7 protein-coding genes are annotated in these 5806 nt (G+C 62.4%); 4 read left to right on the forward strand and 3 right to left on the reverse strand.

The window, feature by feature from the left end; all coding sequences use genetic code 11:
* Positions 1-921 (reverse strand): TonB-dependent siderophore receptor (locus A3736_RS16305; RefSeq protein WP_233999460.1); only part of this gene is annotated, 921 nt, incomplete at its 3' end.
* 444 nt (positions 922-1365) lie between these two features.
* On the opposite strand from A3736_RS16305, the gene A3736_RS16310 reads away from it, so the two are divergent.
* From A3736_RS16310 to A3736_RS16325, 4 genes are all read left to right on the forward strand, one after another.
* Positions 1366-2229, forward strand: a complete 864-nt coding sequence (locus A3736_RS16310; protein ID WP_067685100.1) for a dienelactone hydrolase family protein — start codon at positions 1366-1368, stop codon at positions 2227-2229.
* Positions 2230-2379: 150 nt separating this feature from the next.
* The gene (locus A3736_RS16315; protein WP_067685102.1) at positions 2380-2592 is read left to right on the forward strand and encodes a hypothetical protein; all 213 of its coding nucleotides are present in this window, start codon (positions 2380-2382) and stop codon (positions 2590-2592) included.
* Between the two features lie 160 nt (positions 2593-2752).
* Positions 2753-3787 (forward strand): SPFH domain-containing protein, encoded by a 1035-nt coding sequence (locus A3736_RS16320; RefSeq protein ID WP_067685104.1) that lies wholly within the window; start codon positions 2753-2755, stop codon positions 3785-3787.
* Between the two features lie 4 nt (positions 3788-3791).
* Positions 3792-4253, forward strand: coding sequence for an NfeD family protein (locus A3736_RS16325; protein ID WP_067685106.1), 462 nt, complete (start codon positions 3792-3794; stop codon positions 4251-4253).
* Between the two features lie 30 nt (positions 4254-4283).
* Here A3736_RS16325 and A3736_RS16330 read toward each other — a convergent pair whose 3' ends face one another.
* Together A3736_RS16330 and A3736_RS16335 are read right to left on the reverse strand one after the other, a co-directional pair.
* A complete protein-coding gene (locus tag A3736_RS16330) occupies positions 4284-5246 on the reverse strand; it encodes a complex I NDUFA9 subunit family protein (RefSeq protein ID WP_067685108.1) in 963 nt (320 codons plus the stop codon).
* A 77-nt stretch (positions 5247-5323) separates the two neighbouring features.
* A partial coding sequence (locus tag A3736_RS16335; protein WP_197465647.1) for a hypothetical protein occupies positions 5324-5806 on the reverse strand: 483 nt, incomplete at its 5' end.

Consider the following 5806-nt stretch of genomic DNA (forward strand, 5'->3'; position numbering starts at 1 on the left):
GTTGCGGATACCGTTCAGGAAAGACGTGTCCGGGATGCCGTTACCGGTCGAGGGCTCGGCAGCCCGAACGCCGAGCGTCGGATTGACGATCGGGCCGGTGAATTCGGTCGCGTTGAACTGGTTGCGGCCGCTGAACGCGCCGGTCTGCGCGTCGCGGCTGGTGAAGAACAGAGTGTTCTGCCGGGCATATTCGCCGGCAAACGAGATATTGCCGCGACCTTCGGCGAAATTCTTGCCTGCGGTGATGCTCCCGAAATACGATCCGCGATCGCCACGCGAAGAAATGCCGCCCTGGCCGCGAAGGCGGATGCCGTCGAAATCGTCGTTCAGGACAAAGTTCACGACGCCCGCGACGGCATCGGACCCATAAACCGCAGAATTGCCGCCGGTCACGATATCGACACGTTCGATCAGGTCGGACGGAATGGAGTTCACGTCGACCCGCTCGACCCCGGGCGTAGCGGTGATCTGGCGGCGGCCGTTGACCAGCGTAAGCGTGCGAGCCGTACCAAGGCCGCGCAGGTCCAGGGCGTTGATGCCTGCCGTGCCGATGAAGCGCGTCGAATTGGACTGGCTGAACGTTGCACGCAATTGCGGCAACTGGTTCAGCGAATCGCCCAGCGATAGATTGCCCGAAGACAGATCTTCGGCAGAAACGCTGACGACCGGAACGGGCGAAGACAGATTGACGGGGATAGCGATGCGCGATCCGGTCACGACGATGGCATCGTTCTGCGGTTCGGTGCCGTCCGCGTCGCTGTCGCAATTCTCCAGCGAGATGTCGCAATCATTGTCGGAAAGATCCTGCGGCTCAGACTGTGCCTGCGCGGCGCTGGTTGCGGCAAGAAAGGCTGCGGAAGCGAGAGAAATCCAGGCGAGCGAAGACGATGCGCGAAGCGCATTCTTGTGTGACATACCCATGAAAGAACCCCAGAAGCACGGGACCGGACGGCGGTCACCGCTTAGACTCAGAAAAAGCCTTGTACGTGACCGGTAAGCCGATTCGCCTCTTGGCGTTCATAAAATGCCGCCAAAGCCCCTTGCCCACAATAGGATTATTTCACTAACCCCGGCATCGGAAGCGGCAAAAAAACTTATATTCCGACAAAAAGTAATTATATTCTATAAGACTGAACTTTACTTTCAATTTTTGGGGAGGGTCTTGTGCTGGGCGTGATTCCTAAGATTTTGAAAGATAATGATGTCTTGATCGTCAATCGATGTGTTGGCGCCCCTGTTGTAGAATTGTTACAACTCCGACAAAATTCGATCCGAGGGAACATCCTCTGCCTTCTGCCATAGTCTTGAGAATGGGTTCATCCGGGTCGGCTCGATGAGTCGGTGGCGAGAAGAGGAGAGGCGAGCATGTGCGATTCAGCGATGATGAAGAAATGGGGCGAGGCCGCGATGACCCGTCGCCGCTTCGGCCAGGTTGCTGCTGCATCGGGCCTCGCGTTCGGAGCCGCGGGCTGCGCCACCATGGCGGCGCCGGGGCAAAGCGGACGCGCGGTCTCCTTCGCGACGCCCGACGGTACCATGGACGGCTGGTATGTCACGACTTCGGGCACGAGGAAGCCCGGAGTGCTCTTCTGGCCTGACATCGCCGGCCTGCGTCCTGCAAAGAAAGCCATGGCCTCGCGCCTTGCCGCAGCGGGTCACGCGGTGCTGGTGATCAATCCCTACTATCGCGACGTATCCGGCCAGCAATACGAGGATTTCGCTGAATTCGCCGCCAGCGACGGCTTCAAGACCGTGCGCCCGTGGCGCGAAAAGCTGACTGCGGATGCGATCATGCGCGACGCGAAGGCGGCCACCGCTTGGCTCGACGCGCAGGACGAGGTCGATGCGAAGCGCGGTATCGGAACGCAGGGGTATTGCATGGGCGGTCCCTTCACGTTCTGGACGGCCGCAGCAGTGCCCGCGCGCGTCAAGGCGGCTGCGAGCTTCCACGGAGGCGGCCTGGTGCGAGAAGGCGCGAACAGTCCGCACCGGATGGTGGACGAGAGCCGGGCGGGCTATCTCGTCGCGATCGCGCAGGACGACGATGCCAAGGATCCCGAGGCCACTGCGACTCTGCGCGAGACCTTTGCCGCGCTCGACAATCCGGCCGAGATCGAAGTCTATCCCGGCGACCACGGATGGACCGTTCCTGACTCGCCCGCCTATGCGCCGGAGGCGGCCGAGCGTGCCTGGGAACAATTGCAGGCGCTCTATGCGCGTGAATTGTAGACTCAAGGAGGTTTTCGGCGGACCGAATGGACGAAACGGTGTTGCGTGAAAGCCGCTTAACGTGTGTTTTAGAATGAAACAGGATATATTGCTTGAGTTCTGCGTCCAATCCTTCATGCCCTTTCGTGAAGATTTATGTGGGAGTTTTTAATGCGTACGAAGACCGTTACTTTGGCCCTCGCGGCCTCCGCCCTTGCGGCGGCCCCTATCGCGGCTCAGGCTGCCGACCGTTCGGCTGCGCCGATCTCGGACGAAAGCGAACTGGCCGGCGGCGCGAGCCGCATCCTTATCCTTGCGATAGTCGCTGCGGCGATCTTCGTCGGCATCGAAGTGTCGGGTGACGACGATCCCGTCAGCCCGTAAGGCGGACAGCGTTCTGTTTTTCGAAAGGGGCCGTGCGCAAGCGCGGCCCCTTTCTTTTTGCCTTCAGGATTTCGAGGCGGCGGTCTGTAGCCACGCCGCAAGGCTGGCGTTTTCACACGAGCAGCGTAGGCTGAACGAAGCGCAAGAAAGAGGAGTTTCCATGGCCCAGACAATCCTGCTGATCCTGGCGGTGCTGGTGCTCGTCACCTTCCTGATGATGGGCGTGCGCGTCGTGCGTCAGGGCTATGTCTATACGATCGAACGGCTCGGGAAATTCACCATGCCTGCCGAGCCGGGGCTGCACCTGATCATCCCGCTGATCGACCGGGTCGGCCACAAGATCAACATGATGGAGCAGGTGCTCGATATTCCGGGGCAGGAAATCATCACGAAGGACAATGCCATGGTCGGGGTCGATGCCGTGGTGTTCTTCCAAGTGCTCGACGCGGGCAAGGCGGCTTATGAAGTGTCCGGCCTTCACAATGCGATACTGGCGCTGACCACCACCAATCTGCGTACGGTCATGGGCAGCATGGATCTGGATGAAACTCTCTCGAAGCGCGACGAGATCAATGCCCGGCTCTTGAGCGTGGTCGATCATGCGACCTCGCCGTGGGGGATCAAGATCACCCGCGTCGAAATCAAGGATATCCGCCCGCCGATGGACATTTCGGAAGCGATGGCGCGCCAGATGAAGGCCGAACGCCTGAAGCGGGCCGAGATTCTGGAAGCCGAAGGCGATCGTCAGAGCCGGATCCTGCGCGCCGAGGGTGACAAGCAATCCGCCATCCTCAAGGCCGAAGGCAAGCGCGAGGCGGCCTTCCGCGATGCCGAAGCGCGCGAGCGCGAGGCCGAGGCCGAAGCCAAGGCGACCGAACTGGTCTCGAACGCCATCGCCTCGTCCGGCAATCAGGCGATCAATTACTTCATCGCGCAGGAATACACCAAGGCGGTCGGCAAGTTTGCGGAAAGCCCCAACGCCAAGACGATACTGATGCCGTTCGAGGCCACGCAGCTCATCGGATCGCTCGGCGGGATCGGCGAATTGGTACGCGACACGTTCGGGGATGGGCGAGCCGATGTGAAGGGCACGGTCGATACCGGCACGCCCATGCCGTCGCCACGGGAGCGCGATCCGGTCCAGCGCCGCAATAATCCGGCCAGCGTTCCGCCTTCGGGCACAACCCGGGGCTGATCGCGTGGACGGGATCGAGTCCTATTGGCTGTGGTTTGCCGCCGGTCTCTTGCTGTCGGGTCTCGAAATGGTGGTGCCGGGCGTCTATCTGATCTGGCTCGCCATGGCGGCTCTGGCAACGGGCGTGATCGCGCTGATCGCAGGGCCAGCGCTCGGCATTCAGGTCGTCGCCTTCATTTCGCTCGCGCTGATCTTCGCCTTTTCCGCCAAGCGGATGCTGCGCGATCGACCGATCGTAAGCTCCGATCCGCTGCTCAACAATCGTCGCGGACGGTTGGTTGGACAAACTGCCGTCGTCACCACTCCGATCGACGGGGGCGAGGGCCGGGTGCGCGTCGGAGACAGCGAGTGGATCGCCCGCGGAAACGATACTCCAGCGGGGCAACGCGTGCTTATCATCGGCAGTGAAGGCTCGATCCTCTTGGTCGAACCGGCCGCACCCCTACCGATCGAGCACCGCTCCTAGCCGCAAGCCAGCGAATATCGCCCGACGCGCTCAGAGCCCGCCCGACGCCATCGCGCGGTCGCCGAAGCGGCCATGCTTGCGGTAGCGCACCATCCACTTGTCGAGGAACAGGCCGAGCGGCTTTGGCTCGATCCCCAGCTCGGCGAGGCCGGGATGTTCGCCCGAAACGGTATTTCCCTGCTTCAGCAATTCCCACTGATCGCTGCCCATTGGAGTGCCGGGTAGCGAAGCGAACGCGCCTGCGACGCCATCGGGCATGGGCAGGAAGGTGCGGGAGCGGCGCTGCGCCTCCGCGATCCGGCGGTTCAGTTCGAGCATCGTGACCTTTTCAGGCCCACCGAGCTCGAAAATCTTGCCGCCGTGCTCGCCCGGCGATTCCAGCGCGACCGCCACCGCTTCGGCGACGTCGTCGACATAGACGAGCTGCAATTCCTTGTCCGGCCCGAACACCGGCAGCACGGGCAGCCAGCGGATCATCTGCGCGAACATCGTGGTGAAATCGTCGTCCTTCCCGAACAGGAGGGACGGACGCAGGATGGTGGCGTTCGGAAACGCTTCGCGCACCAGATCCTCGCCGAGATGCTTCGCTTCGGCATAGTCGATTTCGACGTCTTCGTCCGGTCGGAGGGCGATCGCGCTGACCTGAACGAAGGCCTCGGCGCCGGTTGCGGCGGCGGCTTCGGCCATCCATCCGGCGCTGATGCCCATCAATTGCTTCAGATTGCCCTGAAAGCTGCCGACCAGATTGACCACGGCGTCGGAGCCCTGGATCACCTGTTCGACCTGTCGACGGTCGGTCACGTCGCAGCGGGCGAATTGCAACTGGCCGAGCTTGGCGAGCGGCTTGAGATTGAAGGCGCGCTCAGGATGGCGGCTGGCGACCCGCAGCCGCGCGCCGCGATCCAGCAGCGCCTGAGCCACGTAATTGCCGATGAAGCCGCTGCCGCCCATCAGCGTCACCAGTTTGCCGTTCAACGCGCTGCTTTTCGCCATGGCGGAAATGCTTTCCTCAATTCGTCTCTAAGAAACCGTCTGCGCCCTAGCCCCGGCATGGTGGGCCGAGCAAGGCGTCAATTGCCGCAAGCCCAAGTGCCAGAACTGCGCGTGGAAAGCGGCGTGCCCTCATACGCGATCGTGAGCGTGGCAGGCCAGGTGCGCGTTTCGATGCGTGCGGGCGCGTCGCCCTCGCTGTCTTCGGCGGCGTCCGGCTGGCTCTGTTCGCCATCCTCCGCTTCGCCGCGCACGATCTGGGCGACCAGATCGCCATCCGATCCATAGCGCCCGCCTTCTTCCATGCGCGCCTGAGCGCCGGTAAATTCGGCCGTGAACAGCACCGGCTCCCCGCTGACACGCGCGACGCCGCGAGGATTGGCGCCCCCGTCGTCGGGCACGGCGGTCTGGAACAACATGCGATCGCTGTCAGAGGTAAAGGAACAGGTCGCGACATTCGCATTGCCGAGCAGGGCGCCGTCGGCCCGCGTCACGACCGAAAGAAGGGGATCGGTACGACCTTCGTCGATCGTGGTTCCCGCCACGCCCGTCACGTCCGCATC

The organism is Erythrobacter sp. HI0063 (genome assembly GCF_001635685.1).
Lineage (GTDB): Bacteria > Pseudomonadota > Alphaproteobacteria > Sphingomonadales > Sphingomonadaceae > Qipengyuania.